The sequence below is a fragment of the Marinobacter sp. LV10R510-11A genome (genome assembly GCF_900215155.1).
Lineage (GTDB): Bacteria > Pseudomonadota > Gammaproteobacteria > Pseudomonadales > Oleiphilaceae > Marinobacter.
Map to the genome: position 1 here is coordinate 2420434 of NZ_LT907980.1, position 15623 is coordinate 2436056.

Annotated in this window: 12 protein-coding genes, 1 pseudogene and 1 riboswitch; of the genes and pseudogenes, 3 read left to right on the plus strand and 10 right to left on the minus strand. The window is 55.4% G+C overall.

Features of this window, described 5'->3' with window-relative positions:
• Positions 1-49 precede the first annotated feature (49 nt).
• Genes CPH80_RS11555 through CPH80_RS11565 form a run of 3 tightly spaced genes read right to left on the minus strand, consistent with a single transcriptional unit; the run spans position 50 to position 4152 of the window.
• Positions 50-1294: a patatin-like phospholipase family protein gene (locus CPH80_RS11555; RefSeq protein ID WP_096277938.1), complete on the minus strand. Its 1245-nt coding sequence runs from the start codon at positions 1292-1294 to the stop codon at positions 50-52.
• A complete protein-coding gene (gene ptsP / locus CPH80_RS11560) occupies positions 1291-3606 on the minus strand; it encodes a phosphoenolpyruvate--protein phosphotransferase (RefSeq protein ID WP_096277939.1) in 2316 nt (771 codons plus the stop codon). The genes CPH80_RS11555 and ptsP overlap by 4 nt, the downstream gene beginning before the upstream one ends.
• A 15-nt stretch (positions 3607-3621) precedes the next feature.
• A complete protein-coding gene (locus tag CPH80_RS11565) occupies positions 3622-4152 on the minus strand; it encodes an RNA pyrophosphohydrolase (protein ID WP_096277941.1) in 531 nt (176 codons plus the stop codon).
• A 172-nt stretch (positions 4153-4324) separates the two neighbouring features.
• Between CPH80_RS11565 and CPH80_RS11570 the strand changes: the two genes are divergently transcribed.
• Entirely contained in the window at positions 4325-4981 is a 657-nt protein-coding gene (locus tag CPH80_RS11570) for an HAD family hydrolase (protein ID WP_096277943.1), read from the plus strand.
• Between the two features lie 50 nt (positions 4982-5031).
• On the opposite strand, the gene CPH80_RS11575 is transcribed toward CPH80_RS11570, so the two are convergent.
• From CPH80_RS11575 to CPH80_RS11585, 3 genes are read right to left on the minus strand one after another with little or no spacing between them, the layout of a single operon-like run.
• Positions 5032-6228 (minus strand): class I SAM-dependent rRNA methyltransferase, encoded by a 1197-nt coding sequence (locus CPH80_RS11575; RefSeq protein WP_096277945.1) that lies wholly within the window; start codon positions 6226-6228, stop codon positions 5032-5034.
• Between the two features lie 39 nt (positions 6229-6267).
• A complete protein-coding gene (gcvH, locus tag CPH80_RS11580) occupies positions 6268-6660 on the minus strand; it encodes a glycine cleavage system protein GcvH (protein WP_096277946.1) in 393 nt (130 codons plus the stop codon).
• 45 nt (positions 6661-6705) lie between these two features.
• On the minus strand, positions 6706-7596 hold the full coding sequence (locus CPH80_RS11585) for a LysR family transcriptional regulator (protein WP_096277948.1): 891 nt from the start codon (positions 7594-7596) through the stop codon (positions 6706-6708).
• A 122-nt stretch (positions 7597-7718) separates the two neighbouring features.
• On the opposite strand from CPH80_RS11585, the gene metE reads away from it, so the two are divergent.
• Positions 7719-10040, plus strand: a complete 2322-nt coding sequence (gene metE / locus CPH80_RS11590) for a 5-methyltetrahydropteroyltriglutamate--homocysteine S-methyltransferase (protein WP_096277950.1) — start codon at positions 7719-7721, stop codon at positions 10038-10040.
• Here the strand turns inward: metE and cpdA are convergent.
• From cpdA to thiC, 4 genes and pseudogenes are all read right to left on the minus strand, one after another.
• Positions 10034-10840: a 3',5'-cyclic-AMP phosphodiesterase gene (gene cpdA / locus CPH80_RS11595; RefSeq protein WP_096277952.1), complete on the minus strand. Its 807-nt coding sequence runs from the start codon at positions 10838-10840 to the stop codon at positions 10034-10036. The genes metE and cpdA overlap by 7 nt on opposite strands.
• 43 nt (positions 10841-10883) lie before the next feature.
• A complete protein-coding gene (locus CPH80_RS11600) occupies positions 10884-11369 on the minus strand; it encodes a DUF1249 domain-containing protein (protein WP_096277954.1) in 486 nt (161 codons plus the stop codon).
• A gap of 2 nt (positions 11370-11371) precedes the next feature.
• Positions 11372-11986 (minus strand): NUDIX domain-containing protein, encoded by a 615-nt coding sequence (locus CPH80_RS11605; RefSeq protein ID WP_096277956.1) that lies wholly within the window; start codon positions 11984-11986, stop codon positions 11372-11374.
• Between the two features lie 62 nt (positions 11987-12048).
• Positions 12049-13830 (minus strand): annotated as a pseudogene (gene thiC / locus CPH80_RS11610) (phosphomethylpyrimidine synthase ThiC); the annotation flags it as partial.
• Positions 13831-13922: 92 nt separating this feature from the next.
• Positions 13923-14037, minus strand: a riboswitch (TPP riboswitch).
• A 197-nt stretch (positions 14038-14234) separates the two neighbouring features.
• Between thiC and CPH80_RS11615 the strand changes: the two are divergent.
• Positions 14235-15620: a TolC family outer membrane protein gene (locus tag CPH80_RS11615; protein WP_096277957.1), complete on the plus strand. Its 1386-nt coding sequence runs from the start codon at positions 14235-14237 to the stop codon at positions 15618-15620.
• The last annotated feature ends 3 nt before the right edge of the window (positions 15621-15623 follow it).

Sequence of the window (15623 nt, forward strand, 5' to 3'; positions counted from 1 at the left end):
AATCGGAAACCACCAGGTCAAGCGTGCACTGTGCGCCTGACCTGGTTATTTATTCTGCTTTTGAAAACAGATGGGTGACGTTTTCCAGCCCTGTCGCCAGCTTACCTTTCTCCGCCGCCTTTTTCTTTCTGCTCTTAGCCACATAAAGTGGCAGCATTTCGCCATAGAGGCTGGTGCTGATGGTGCGCTGTTCGTCTTCCAAACGATCCCGACGCAGCTTTATGCCGTACTTTGCGAGCTTTGGCTCTAGCTCATCAGCCCGGTTCAGCAGATCGCGACGGGTCATTTGGTAGGCGTGCTCACACACCATTCTGCGCGACTGGAAGCTGAATACGTTAGAGGAAAACAGCATGGCATCGTCTCTTGTCGGCTCAAACAGGAGAAGGTCTTTATCCGGGTAATCCGTTGCGTAATGGGCCACGCCCGACTGCATGCGCGAGTAAACCATGGTGCGGAACATCTGTGACAGCAGGTTGGGCATGCCCGAACGGGTCAATTCTCCGGGAGCCATGGTTCCGGCTCTAACGGCCGCGCTGGCGTCAATCGGTACCTGGGGGTTTACTGCAAAAACCAGATCTGCGCCATCTTCGAACGCTACTGAGGCATGCAAGCCTTTGCGCAGCGTTCCGTCCACATAATACCTGCCATCGATATCAACCGGTACATACAGCCCAGGTGATGCCGTGCTCGCCTGAATGGCTTTGGAAATCGGTACGTGATCAAACCCAGGCGCCCCAAAACACACAGCCTCAGTGCTTTCCACATCTGCGGCCACAATATACAGGCTGCGCTTCAACTGTCGGAAATCGTTTGATCGCCCCAGCATAGAAAACGCACGCTTGAGATACTCATGCAGCCCTTCGTTATCAAAAAGCCCGGCGGGCGCTGCCTGCGCCAATATGGTGAGAGCTTCTAACAGGCTCTGGTCGTAAGGGTTACTAATAAAGCTGCGAACGGCGGTAGAAAGCAGCCCGGGCACGGCCAACAGCCGGCTTCCGATTTCTTTGAACGCGGGGCGAAAGAACACGTCTGGGTGAAAAGGATGAACCTCAGCTTCATTGCGCACGAAGATACGGCACAATTGCGCAGTGGTCATCTGATTCGCCAGGTTGGCCGCAACAAACGAACCGGTGTTAACGCCTACATAGACATCAAGGTTGTTGAAATCCAGCCCATCCAGCGCTTCATCCAGCGCCCGGAGCGCGCCAATCTCATAAATGCCACCCAACGGGCCGCCTCCACCGAGTGCGAGCCCGATGCGTGGAGTAGGTTTCAGATCGGTTGGCGTTTTCATAGCCTTTCCTTTTCCGGATAAATAGCCAGCGCTGCCGTCTTGGGTTTACTCGGCCGAAGGTAGCGACCAAAGCCGGCGTTACGCAACGCAAGATCCACGCAGCTTTTGATAACGTGGGGCGAATCCAGCAACAGCACATCTTTCAAAAGCTTCACCGCCCACTCTTTGCTAACACTGCGAACCACTGATTTTACTTTCGGCAGGCTGGCCGCGTTCATAGACAAGGAATCGTAGCCCATGGCCATCAATAGCACTGCCCCTCCGGGATCTCCGGCCAATTCACCGCAGATACCCAAGGGTTTACCCACCGCATGGGCATCCTGAGCGATACGCACCAGCGCCTGCAGTACGGCTGGGTGGTAAGAGTGATAAAGCTGCGCAACGCGGGGATTGTTGCGGTCTACCGCGAGCAAATACTGAGTCAGATCGTTGGAGCCAACTGAGAGAAAGTCCACACGATCGGCCAGCTCACGAATCTGGTACACAGCAGCGGGTATTTCTATCATTACGCCCACTTTGGGCATGTGGATGTCATAACCCTCTTCCCTCACCTCATGGTAAACCCGGTAAATAAGGTGCAGGGATTCTTCAACTTCGGAAATATTGCTGATCATGGGCAACATGATTTGAAGGTTGTTCAGGCCTTCACTGGCTTTCAGCATCGCCCGCACCTGAACAAGGAAGATCTCGGGATGATCCAATGTAACTCGAATACCCCGCCAACCCAGAAACGGGTTTTCTTCTTCAATCGGGAAGTAGGAGAGGGATTTGTCGCCGCCGACGTCCAGGGTGCGCATGGTTACTGGGTTGGGTGCAAACGCCTCCAACTGCTCACGATAATACTGACGCTGCTCCTGTTCCGACGGGAAGCGATCCTTGATCATGAAAGGCACTTCGGTGCGGTACAGCCCTATGCCTTCGGCGCCGTGAGACAACGAGCGCACCACATCAGTCATCAGCCCGGTATTGACCAGTAGCGGGACCCGGTGGCCATCGGTTGTTTCGCAGGGCAGATCACGAAGCGCTTCCAGCCCCCGGTCGATCTCATACTCTTCATCACAGATGTCTTGGAAAAATGCCCGAAGCTCGGCCGAGGGCGAAGCAAAAATCTGCCCCTCAAAACCATCCACAATCAGCTCCTTGCCATCGAGCTGATTAACCGGAATATCCACCAGCCCCATAACGGTGGGCACACCCATCGCACGGGCAAGAATGGCCACGTGAGAGTTGCTGGAGCCTTTAACGGACACCAGACCCACCAGCTTCCCTCGGGGCACCTCACCTAACATGGCTGGGGTTAGCTCTTCACTGACCAGAACCGTACGCTCTGGGTAGACCACATCTTCCTGCTTGCCTTCCTGTAGGTAGGAAAGCAGGCGACGGCCGAGATCGCGAATATCCACTGCCCTTTCTTGCAGGTAGTGGTCATCCATCATTTCAAACTGGCGGACATACTGCAGAACCACCTGCTTTAGAGCCCCCTGCGCCCAGATCCCTTCCCGAATCCTGTTATTGACCTCTCCGGGCAAGGCTTCATCGCTCAGCATTCGAAGATACACGTCAAACAACGCTAGCTCTTCCGGGCGCAAGCGTGAGGTCAGCCGTTTTGCAACGGCTTCGATATCTTCACAGACCGCCTGCACTGCATACTGGAACAGCTTCAATTCCTGCTCAATATCTTCCGTCGGCCTCTCGGGCACTGCATCTAGATCTGCGGCAGGGTAAACCACCACGCCACGGCCAATCGCCACGCCTGGCGAGCCGGGCACACCGTCGAAACTCACGTCGTGGGCTTCTTCACCGGTCAAAGACAAGCCGCTGATGGCGCCGGTTGCTTCGCCGTGGGCGATAACGCCGGCAAGCTGAGCAGACACGGTAACCAGAAACGCTTCTTCACCCTCGTCGAAACACCGGGAGCTTTCCCGCTGTTGAACCACAAGCACGCCGAGTACCCGGCGATGGTGAATAATAGGAACCCCGAGAAAAGACCGGAAGCGCTCTTCGCCGGTTTCAGGGAAGTATCTATAGCGGGGGTGGGACGGTGCATCTTCTAGGTTAATGGGCTCTTCCCTGGAGCCCACAAGCCCGATCAGCCCTTCGGAATGCGCAAGGCTCACCTTGCCCACGGCCTGCGGGTACAGGCCTTCTGTCGCCATCAGAATGTAGCGGTTGGAGGCGGGATCCAGCAGATAAACAGAGCACACTTCCGTTGCCATAGCTTTCTGCACACGCGATACAATGATGCCCAGCGCCTCGTGAAGATCCCGGGCACTGTTTACCTCTTGTACAAGACTTCGCAGAATGCTCAGCATGGGTGTGTCAGTCCGTTATTTCGCCTGTTCCTTTAAACGCCGGTTATGCTCGCTTCGTTGCCACTGCTCCATGTTGTAGAACAGCCTTGGCGCAAGTTCTCTCAGCGCACGTCGATATACTTCACGCTTGAACGATACCACCTGACCCAACGGGTACCAGTAGCTTACCCACTGCCAACCATCAAATTCCGGTGAATCCGTACCGTCAACACGCACTTGAGCGTCTGGTGATAACATCCTCAGCAGGAACCATTTCTGTTTTTGGCCCACACAGATGGGAAGCGAGTGGTGCCGTACCATCCTTCGAGGAAGGCGATATCGCAGCCAGCCCCGGGTACAACTGATGATTTCAACATCATTGGCGCCTAGGCCAACTTCCTCTCCAAGCTCCCGATACAGCGCGTCTTCCGGCGATTCTTCATGGTTGATACCGCCTTGTGGAAACTGCCAGGAGTCCTGCCCTATGCGCCTTGCCCAGAGAACTTCTCCCTGGTGGTTGGCCAGAATGATTCCGACGTTGGGTCTGAAACCGTCTGAATCTATCACGGCACAGTCCTTTTAATAGAGTCGGTAGACCGGTCAGTTAGTTACCGGTCGGATTTTTCCAAGTTGCGCTCATTCTTACAGAATCCCAAGGCTTCGGCAAACGCATCCGCATGCAGGCGCCCGTGGTAAGATACCGGCTTTGTGCAAGCCCTGTGTTCCTGGAGGTAATCGTTTGACGCTCGCAATTTTTGATCTCGACAATACCCTACTGGCTGGCGACAGTGATCATGCTTGGGGAGAGTTTTTGGTAGAGGAAGGTATTGTTGATGCCGAGACCTACCGCAAGGCCAACGATCGCTTCTATCAGGAATACCTGAATGGCGAGCTAAACATACAGACCTACCTCGAGTTCGCCCTTCAACCCCTCTCAATCCATAGCATGAATGAATTGCTGGAATGGCGTGCCACCTTTATGGATAAAAAAGTGCGCCCCATGCTGCTGCAAAAGGCCGAGGAGCTTTTAAACAGCCATCGGGCGCGCGGCCATACCCTAATGATTATCACGGCCACCAACCGATTTGTGACCGAACCCATTGCAGATGTGTTGGGCATTGAGCACCTGATTGCCACCGAGCCCGAGATGGTCAACGGCCGCTATACCGGCGGAATTGCCGGCACGCCAAGCTTTCAGGAAGGCAAAGTTGCCCGGCTGAACGACTGGTTGGCGGCTACCAGTGAAAGTCTGGACGGCGCTTGGTTTTACAGCGATTCGCACAATGACTTGCCGCTGTTAGAAATAGTGCCCAACCCGATTGCGGTTGATCCCGACCCGAAGCTGGACGAGTATGCGAAAAATCGGGGATGGAAAGTTATGTCACTGCGCGGGTAATCCCTGGGAGCAGGAAGTCTGACCCCTTTTTTCAAGGGTCAGCGCCAACGCTACATAAAGCCGGTTAGTGAGCGCACAAAGCAGGATTTGATGTAGTCCGTCTCCGGAATTCCAGGAATGATTGGGTGATCCGGCGCCTGATGCCCCTGCTCCAGCAGTTGCACAAACCGATCAATCTTGCGGCCACTGCCACGGATGATATCAACCAGCTTCTCTTGGGAGAGATGCATAGAGCAGGAAGCCGACACCAGCAGCCCATCCCGCTCCAGCAGCCGCAAACCCAGCTGATTCAGCCGCGCATACGCTTGCTCACCGGCTTTCTGGTCACGCCGGCGGGGGATGAATGCCGGCGGATCCAGCACCACAATGTCGAATTTCTCTTTCTCGTCCGCCAGCGCCTTCAACGCCTCGAATGCATCACCCTCAAGGGTCTCAACATTATCCAGACCATTGAGCTTCGCATTATGGTGCACGGAATCGATAGCGGCGGCAGAGCTGTCGACACAGGTAACCTGAGTGGCACCCGCGCACGCTGCTTGAATGCCCCAGCCACCCACGTAACTGAACACATCCAATACCCGCTTACCCGGCGCGTAGGCTTGCAGACGCTGGCGATTCATTCGGTGATCGTAAAACCAGCCGGTTTTCTGGCCGCCTTCAAGGGGCACCTCAAAGCGAACACCGTTTTCCTCCACTTCCAGCAGAGTCGCCTCTGGGCCGTGGGCCTGCTCAACGTAGGTGTCCAGCCCTTCAACTGCGCGCATCTTGCCATCGTTCTTGAGAATAATGGCCTTCGGATGCGCCAACCGCTGAATCGCCCGAATAATCGACTCTTTCATCTGCTCCATACCGGCGGTAGAAATTTGCACCACCACGGTATCGCCAAACCGATCCACCACCAGCCCAGAAAGCCCGTCGCTATCCCCGAACACCCAGCGGTAGAAGGGTTTATCAAACAGCCGTTCTCGTAATACCAGCGCCGTTTCCATGCGCTGGGCCAGCCGGTTCGGCGTCATGCCTTGTGCTGCATCACGGCTGATCAAGCGGCCGCAAATGAGTGCATGGGGGTTCACGAAAACCACACCAATTGGTTTGTCATTAGATGCACGCAGCTCAGCCTGAGTACCGGCTTCAAACTCCGTTAACGGCGAACGCTGGATATCAACTTCGTTGCTGTAAACCCACAGATGGCCAGCCCGAAGCCTGCGCTCCGCGCCTTTGCGTAAATATAAAACTGGGAAATTCATTGCGACCACCTGATCGGAAAACGGGGCAAAGATTATACATTAACTAGCAGCAGCTACATGCTCCGCGTAAGCATCCGCATCCATCAGTCCATCGAGCTCGCCCTCATCCGCAAGCTTTACTTTGAACAACCAGCCGTCGCCGTAAGGGTCTTCGTTCACCTTCTCTGGCTCATCTTCAAGGCTGTCATTGACCGCAAGAACCTCGCCCGTAACCGGACTGAACACATCAGATGCGGATTTTACGGATTCAGCAACGCCTGCTTCTTCGCCACCGGTTACCGTTTCGCCTACCTCGGGAACGCCAATATAAACCACGTCACCCAACTGCTTTTGGGCGAAGTCTGTGATGCCGACGGTGGCGGAGCCATCGGCGTGCACACGCACCCACTGATGGGTGTCGATGTATTTTAGATCAGAAGGGATATCGCTCATAAGGGTAATTCCTGACGGGTTTTTTGCGCAGTGTAACCGAAGACGTTAGCGCCAGCTAACCTCTCGTGCCAACTTCATGAAGGAATCTAGGTATTGCACCCCCACATCACGTTTGCGGCAGCCTAGAAAAATCTGTTTGGAGACTCCCTCTTTGCCTAACTTTACCGGAACCACCCCTAACCGATCGCTATATTCATGCACCAGCCAGCGTGGTAACGCGGCCACCCCACGGCCTGCCGCAACCATTTGCAGCATGATATCGGTGGTCTCGATGGTTTTATGGCGGGCCGGGCGCATGTTTGCGGGCACCAGCAAATAATTGAACACATCCAGGCGCTCTATAGCCACGGGATAGGTAATCAGGGTTTCTGGTTCCAGATCCGCAGCCTCCGCCCAAGGTTTTCCCGCTAAACGGTGGTTGGCGGCAACCACCAGCACCTGCTCATAATCAAACACTGGCTCGAATACCAAGCCTGGGCGATGCAAAGGGTCGGGGGTTACTAGCATGTCGATATCATAGCCAAACAGCGCACCAATGCCGCCAAACTGGAATTTCTGTTTTACATCCACATCCACGGATGGCCACTGCTCGAGATAAGGCCCTACCACCTTCAACAGCCATTGATAACAGGGATGGCATTCCATTCCGATACGAAGAGTACCAGCCTGCCCCCTGGCGAACTGGCCGACCTGCATTTCCGCGTGCTCAAACTGCGGTAGCAAGCGGTTAGCCAATGCCAATAGGTGGCTCCCCGCCTGAGTCAGCCGCAATTGTCGCCCTTCCCGAAGCCAAAGCGGGGTTTCGAGCTGCTGCTCCAATTTGCGTACGGAGTGGCTGAGCGCGGATTGAGTAAGGTGAAGGCGCTTGGCGGCGGCAGTCAGCGAGCCTTCAGCTTCCACGGCCCGAAGCACTTCCAGGTGGTTACGCTCAATCATTCGACGACCCATGAGTGAAATTAATAAAACCCTGAAATAATACCATTATTATTCATTGAATCGTAACGCTAATCTGGCCACTCCTATCAACGGCTCATTAAACACAGAATCAGGAGTTCCGGATGACCACCACTCACAACCTCGGCTACCCGCGCATCGGCGCCCGCCGGGAACTAAAATTTGCTTTGGAAGCGCTTTGGAATGGCAAATCCAGCGAAGAAGCCTTGCAGGAAACCGCCGCTGGGCTTCGAGAGCAAAACTGGCAACAACAGGCAGGCCTTTCGCTGGCACCCGTTGGTGAATTTTCGCTGTACGATCAGGTGCTAGACATGAGTGCCACACTCGGCAACTTGCCTGAGCGGGCCAGCACCCATGAAGGCTCCGCGCTGGATGAGTATTTCCGTGTCGCACGGGGCCGCTCGCCCAGTGATACTGCCTGCTGCAGCGTGCACGCCGGTGAAATGACCAAATGGTTCGACACCAACTACCATTATATCGTGCCGGAATTCAGTGCCGACACGAGCTTCAGCTTGAATGCCGACCGCATTCTGGAGCAGCTGGCAGAAGCTCGCGCCCAAGGCATAACCGCCAAACCTGTCATCATCGGCCCGGTTACGTATCTGTGGCTGGGCAAGGCAAAAGATGAGTCTGATCGCCTAGCCCTGCTGGAAAGACTACTGCCGGTATACAGCGAGCTGCTGGAAAAGCTGGCTGCAGCCGGCGCACAGTGGGTACAAATTGACGAACCAGCGCTGGTTACAGAACTCGACGCTGAATGGAAGCATGCGTTTGTGCTCGCCTATCACGAATTAAAAACAGCCCCGGTGAAACTGCTGCTGACGACCTATTTCGGCGAGCTGCGGGAAAACTTACAGCTTGCTTGCGAGCTGCCCGTAGCGGGCGTTCACCTGGATGCTATTAGCGCCCCTAGGGAAGTTTCGCAGCTGGCCGACTGGCTGCCAGCCCATAAGGTGTTATCCCTCGGTGTGATTAACGGGCGCAATATCTGGAAAACCGACCTGAACGCCACTCTGGATCTGTTAGAACCACTGAAAGAGAAACTGGGTGAACGCCTCTGGCTTGCGCCTTCCTGTTCACTTCTGCATGTGCCAGTTGATCTGGAGAGCGAAACTACGCTGGATGCTGAAATCCGCAACTGGCTGGCTTTTGCTCGCCAAAAACTGCAGGAATTGAGCACACTGGCGAAAGCGCTTGATCAAGGTCGTGATGCCGTCGCTCAAGAGCTGGACACTAACCAGAAAGCTATCGAGAGCCGCCGCCAGTCTTCACGGGTTCACAACCCAGCGGTTGCCGAGGCCTTGTCAGCTATCACGCCGGAACATGGCCAGCGCAAGAGCCCGTTCAGCACTCGAACCAAGCTGCAGCAGGATCGTTTCCAGCTGCCAGCCTACCCTACAACCACCATTGGCTCTTTCCCGCAAACTCCGGAAATCCGCCAGGTTCGTAAAGAGTTCCGCCAGGGCAACCTGAACCAGCAGGATTACACTGCGCGCATTCACGAGGAAATTGCCTACTGCGTAGAACAGCAGGAAGCCCTTGGCCTGGACGTGCTGGTGCACGGCGAAGCCGAACGCAACGACATGGTGGAGTATTTTGGCGAGCAACTGGAAGGTTATGTATTCAGTCGCTTCGGCTGGGTGCAGTCCTATGGCTCACGGTGCGTGAAGCCACCCATCCTGTTTGGCGATATCACCCGCCCGAACGCCATGACCGTAGACTGGATCAAGTACGCCCAGTCGCTGACGGACAAGCCTTTGAAAGGCATGCTGACCGGGCCTGTTACCATCCTGAACTGGTCGTTCGTACGTGACGATCAACCGCGCCGAGATACTTGCCTGCAGTTGGCACTGGCGGTACGTGAAGAAGTGCAAGATCTTGAGAAAGCCGACGTGGGCATCATTCAGATTGATGAGGCAGCATTACGCGAAGGCCTGCCACTGCGCCAGTCAGACTGGAACACCTATCTGGAATGGGCCATCGAAGCCTTCCGCATCAGCGCCAACGGCGTAGAGGATGACACCCAGATTCATACGCACATGTGTTATTCGGAATTCAACGACATCATTGCCGCCATCGCCCGTATGGATGCGGATGTAATTACCATTGAAACATCCCGCTCGGCCATGGAGCTGCTGGACGCGTTCAAGGGCTTTGAGTATCCCAACGATATCGGCCCTGGCGTCTATGACATCCACTCACCAAACATTCCACAAGCGGAACAGGTGACTGACTTAATGAAAAAAGCAGCGGAGCGGATTCCGGCGGAGCGTTTGTGGGTAAACCCAGATTGCGGCCTGAAAACCCGTCGTTGGGAAGAAGTGATTCCGGCACTCGAAGCGATGGTTTCTGCCGCTAAAGAGCTGCGGGCGCAAAACCCGAAGAGCAAAACTGCAGGTGTAGAGCTCGCAGAAGCAGCTCAGTAACCAGAGCTGTTTTGATCGAGTTCAAACTGGAAATCCAGGGCCCGGCACACTTCAGTGGTGAAGTTGCCGGAGGCCTGGAGTTCAAACCAGCGGTAACCCGGGGCCAAATCTTCCACAGAGAATTTGCGCGAGCCGGAGGCAAACTGAATACAGGTGGACGGCGTTGCCAGCAGTTGCACGCCATTTCTCTGCCGCTCATGGGTCTGGTGAATGTGCCCCCACAGCACCACTTTTACCTGCGGAAAACGATCAATCACTTGCCAAAATTCTTCCCGATTCCTTAAGCCAATATCTCTCATCCAGTTCGCACTTATATCAACCGGGTGATGGTGCAGCGTGACGAGCGCAGGCAAATCCGAATGCTCCTCCAGCATTCCTGCCAGAAAATCCAGCTCGGACTCCGCAAGCTCACCATATACCTTCCCAGGCACCGAAGAATCCAAAAGAATAAATTGCCAGCCACCCTGAATAATGTGCCGATGCGCTGCATCATAGCTTTCTGCAACGTTGGTCAGGCGCGCCACGTGATCATGGTTCCCCGCAATCCATGCGCAATCGCCGCTAAAGGCTTCAAGACGGTCACCCAAAACGCGATAGGCTTCTTCTGAGCCGTCTTGGGCCAGATCGCCGGTGGCAAGAATCAGATCCGGTTGCCCATGGGACTTGAGCACCTCCTTAATAACGGCATCGAGGCTGTCACGGGTATTTACGCCGAGCAACGCGCCATCAGCACTGGCCATAAGGTGCGGATCTGTTAGTTGCAGTACCCGAAGCGGCCGGGTGGTTTGCTTTGAGGTCATAATGCTTTGATCTGCTCGCAGTCCATCGTTTGATGGGTAGAGTTCAGTCTACGCCCTCGCCGGCACTCCAGACCGCATGCTCAAGCGGCAGGTGGCCAAACTTCAGGCAGTACTCAAGCCAGTCGACGAGAAATCCGTTGACCTGAACTTTTTCATCCGGGTGGTGCATAAAGCGGTTAGGGTAATCGTTAACGGCCGCAATTTGCGTATCCCGGTAGCAGCTGATGACCTCTGCCATCATGGCATCGTGGTACACCCGCACGGTCATCCGTGGGTTGTTGAGCCAGCGACCGCTATTATGGATCTGCTCGAGCAAGAGGGTTTCGGTATACCGCGCGGTTTGCAGCACCTGCATTCGGACTCGGCCCAGATATTCGCTTTCCCGGTGCAGTTCAATGTCGCACACGGGGCGCCCTTCAACTCTTAGCTGGCGCAATCTGAAAAGGCGCTGATAGTTGCCCTCACACAGGGCCCCCAGTTGACGCAGATCCGGCACATAGCGTTTGGGTTTCATTGTCCACTCACCCATAACTACCTCCCCGCCCGCAATCTGGGCCGGTTAAGCTGTAACCACTGAATGGCGATGATGGCCGCTGCGTTGTTGATGCGGCCGTCGCTGATCATGGCTATGGCTTCATCGGCCGAAACCACGTGGGCTCGTATGTCTTCGTGCTCGTGTTCGAGGCCGTAGAGGCCACCTGAGGATTCGGTACTTACACGACCATAGTAGAGGTGAATCATTTCGGTGGTGCCACCTGGCGAAACCAGGTAATTGCATATTTTTTCAAGTGTGCTGAAGCTAAGCCCGGCCTCTTCCTGGCCTTCTCTCTGGGCGACGTCTTCGTTGGTTTCGCCTTCTTCGTTCATGCCGGCTACGAGTTCTAGCAACCAGGGTGATTGGTCGCGCCCGAGTGCGCCCAGGCGGAATTGTTCAAGCAGGACGAGTTCGTCGCGATCTGGGTCGTAAGGGAGTACGCAGGTGGCGTCGCCGCGGATGAAGAGTTCGCGGGTAAACTGGGGCATGTTCCGGCCATCGAAGCGCGGGTGTGTCAGCCAGAGCTTGTCCATGCGGAAGAAGCCTTGAAAGACGGTTTCACGCTTTTCTATGTTGACGTCGCTGGCTTTAAATTGGAACGGCTCGGTCATGGTTTACCCTGCGGTGGAATCGATTTTGAACGATAGCCGCTTGAGGACATTTATTGCAAGCGCTCCTTCGCGTATTCGCGGACTTCGTGGGAGATTTTCATGGAGCAGAATTTCGGCCCGCACATGGAGCAAAAGTGCGCCACTTTGGCGGAGTCCTTGGGCAGGGTTTCGTCGTGGTAGGCGCGGGCTGTGTCTGGATCCAGGCCGAGGTTGAACTGGTCTTCCCAGCGGAATTCGAATCGAGCCTTGGAGAGTGCGTTATCGCGTATCTGGGCGCCTGGGTGTCCTTTGGCGAGGTCGGCTGCATGGGCGGCAATTTTGTAGGTGATGATGCCGGTTTTTACGTCGTCTTTGTTAGGTAGGCCCAGGTGTTCTTTGGGGGTTACGTAGCAGAGCATAGCGCAGCCGTACCAGCCGATCATGGCGGCGCCAATGCCGGAGGTTATGTGGTCGTAGCCCGGGGCTATGTCGGTGACCAGCGGCCCAAGAGTGTAAAACGGCGCTTCGTCGCAGCATTCCAGCTGTTTGTCCATGTTCTCTTTAATCAGGTGCATGGGCACGTGACCGGGGCCTTCTATCATCACCTGCACGTCGTGTTTCCAGGCAATTTTGGTGAGCTCGCCTAGGGTTTCCAGTTCGCCGAATTGGGCGGCGTCGTTGGCGTCGGCTATGGAGCCGGGGCGCAGCCCGTCGCCTAGGCTGAAGGAGACATCGTAGGCTTTCATGATTTCGCAGATGTCTTCGAAGTGCTCGTAAAGGAAGCTTTCTTGATGATGAGCCAAACACCACTTTGCCATGATGGAGCCGCCACGGGAGACGATGCCTGTGGTGCGCTTGGCGGTCATGGGTACGTGGTGCAAGCGTACGCCTGCGTGAATGGTGAAGTAGTCCACGCCTTGCTCTGCTTGTTCTATCAGGGTGTCCCGGAAGATGTCCCAATTCAGGTCTTCGGCAACGCCGCCTACTTTTTCCAGCGCCTGGTAAATGGGTACGGTGCCGATGGGCACCGGTGAGTTGCGGATGAGCCATTCCCGGGTTTCGTGAATGTTCTTGCCAGTGGACAGGTCCATGATGGTGTCGGAGCCCCAGCGAATGCCCCAGGTGAGTTTTTCTACTTCCTCTTCAATGGAGGAGGTAACAGCGGAGTTGCCGATGTTGCCGTTTATTTTCACCAGAAAATTGCGGCCGATAATCATCGGTTCGGATTCCGGGTGGTTAATGTTGGCGGGGATAATTGCCCTGCCCCGAGCTACCTCATCACGCACAAACTCCGGGGTGATTTCTGGCGGTAGGCTGGCACCGAACGACTGGCCCGGGTGCTGGTCTTTCATTAGCCCTGTCTCACGGGCTTCCTGCAATTTCATATTTTCGCGTATCGCGATGTATTCCATTTCTGGGGTAATAATGCCCTGGCGTGCGTAGTGCATCTGACTTACGTTTTTATCCGCTTTAGCACGCAGTGGCTTGCGTTCATCCATAAATCTCAGTGGATCAAGCAGCGGATCCTTCATGCGGCGACGGGTGAACTCCGATGTGTAACCGGGCAAGGTGGCGGTGTCTTCACGCTCGGCTATCCAAGCGGCACGAATGGCGGGTAGCCCTTTACGCAAGTCGATGGTGGCATCTGGGTCCATGTAAATGCCTGAGGTGTCGTACACCATTACGGGCGGGTTTTTCTCGCCGCCCAGTTCGGTAGGTGTATCCTGCACTGTGATTTCCCGCATAGGCACACGCAGGTCGGAACGGCTACCCTGTACGTATATTTTGCGCGACCCTGGCAACGGTTGTATCGCGGCGGAATCTACGCGGGCGGAATCACTGAGGTAAGTTGGCAGATCTGTCATCATTTGCTCCCGGAATTTTTTGTGACGATATTCGGGTCGCGCATGACGGAGAGAGCAGCTTTACCTTTATTTTAAAGGCAACGCTGGCTCTTCGATGGTCTGGTCTCAATCCCTACGCCGGTATTATCCGGATCAGGTCGCGGGTTCTGCGTTGCAATCTCAGCCGGTTGCCAAAAAGTCTGGCAGCCAGCACCCCGTCAAGACGCGAGTCTATAATGCATAGCCCTCAAACTGAGTGCTATTTGCAAGTGTAGAGCTGGGGACGATTATTGTCCATAATAGCCGCCAGTTTAGGCCGGCTTGATGTATCCATGCCACCACGGATGTCGCTTTCATGTAATCTGGGGCGATCCGGCATTTCTTTCAAGCGCCCCGGGTGGGTGCACATGTATTCAGGAGTAACAATGAAGAAACGATTGCTTTCCGGACTTGTTGGCCTCTTGGCGGCACAACCCGCCCTTTCCCTGGATCTGGTAGAGACCTATGAGAAAGCACTCTCCTACGACTCTGGCATTGCCGCAGCACAGGCAAGGTTTGAATCTCAGCAGGCAGCCAGCGATGTAAGCCAGAGTGCTCTGTTGCCGCAGATTGGCGCCTATGGCGAAGCCCGTCATATTGATTCAGACAGCCCCATACAGGACAACAGCTATCGGGAACTGAATTACGGTGTGCAGCTGACCCAGCCGCTGTTCCGTGCCGACGCATGGTTTCGCTATGACGCCAGCCAGTTTCAGACAGATTCTGCGCGTGCGCAATACAATCTGGCACAGCAGCAACTGATTGTAGATGTCGCAACCGCTTATTTTAACGTTTTGCGGGCTCAGGATACGGTAACGACCGCCCAGGCAACCGAAGCAGCGATCCAGCGCCAATACGAGCAGGCCCAGGAGCGTTTTGATGTGGGCCTGATCGCTATCACTGCGGTGTACGAAGCACGCGCCAGCTACGACGACAGCAGAAGCCTGCGGATTGCCGCAGAAAACCAGACGAACATTGCCCGGGAGCGGCTGGCCCGGCTAACAGGCGAATACTCGGAGGACCTGGAGAACCTGCGCCAGAACTTCCCTCTGGGACGGCCCGACCCAATGGATCCGACCGCCTGGGAGATGACCGCTCTTGAGCAGAACTGGTCAATTCAGTCAGCTCTGTATGACCTGAATGCCAGCGAAGCCGGCCTGAAACAAGCTAAGGCCGGCCACTATCCGACTCTGGACCTGAATGCCTCTTACGGCAAATCCGATGTCGACGGGATTGAGCAGTCCGCTCCACCCAGCGCCAGCGCCCAGCGTGACGGCGTCAGCACCCAGGCTATTATCGGCCTCAGCCTCAATATTCCACTGTATTCCGGCGGCGGAACCCAGGCCGGTGTGCGCCAGCAGCGCTCTCTGGTTACCGTGGCCGAACAGTCTCTGAATACCGTACGCCGCGACGTGCGGGTGAATACCCGAAGCCTGTTCCTGACCGTTAACAACAACATTGAAACGGCGTCAGCCCTGGAGCGGACGATTATTTCCCGCCGCAGTGCACTGGATGCTACGCGCGCCGGCTATGATGTGGGCACACGAAATATTGTTGAAGTTCTGGATGCAGAGCGGGCTTACTATGTTGCGCTGAGGGATTACGCTAACGCCCGCTATGATTATGTGAACAATACGTTCCAGTTAAAGCAGGCCGCCGGCACACTCAGCCCGAGAGATATAATTGAGCTGAACAACTGGCTCAGCGCAAGCGCCCCGGGCATTGAAGCCCTGGCCAACGACCAGGAAACTCTGGACGATCCAACCCGCTAACCT